1 protein-coding gene is annotated in these 523 nt (G+C 47.8%); it reads left to right on the top strand.

The features are described 5' to 3' along the window. On the top strand, nucleotides 1-363 hold a 363-nt coding region (locus ACFQEU_RS18020), incomplete at its 5' end, for a hypothetical protein (RefSeq protein WP_379784400.1). Nucleotides 364-523: the final 160 nt, after the last annotated feature.

Genomic DNA, 523 nt, shown 5'->3' with positions numbered 1-523 from the left:
TCAGGCGGTGGAACTCTAGCGGCTTTTATTGCAGCACGGGAAAAAAGTGTCCGCCAATTGATCACCGTCGCCGCACCCATTGATCATAATGCTTGGACCGAATTCCACAATGTGAGCAGCCTCACTGACTCACTTTCCATTCAACCCTACACGGCAGCGCTCGCTAACATTCCTCAAATTCATTTCTCGGGTGAGCAAGACAAAATCGCGCCCAGCCAACTTACTAAACAATGGGCAACACAATTAACAGGTAGTTTTGCACAGACAAATGTTCGTATTGTGATGCTGGCGGATGTTAATCACCAATGCGGCTGGGTGGAAAAGTGGGCTGCATTAAGCGAGCAATATCTAGGTACGCGTTAGCGAGGCAACGCGCAAAGCGAGCTTTAAAATCTACACTAGCTCAAGCCAATCAAAACCTTCATCTTGGCAGGCATAAACCACTTGTCTTGCCCCTTGACTTACAGCGTCTAAAACAGATTTTGCAGCTTCCAGCGAATTATTTTTCTGGCTGATGTGCGCG

The organism is Halorubrum tibetense, from assembly GCF_042661865.1.
GTDB classification, from domain to species: Archaea; Halobacteriota; Halobacteria; order Halobacteriales; family Haloferacaceae; genus Halorubrum; species Halorubrum tibetense.
This window is presented reverse-complemented; position numbering and strand designations above follow the sequence as displayed.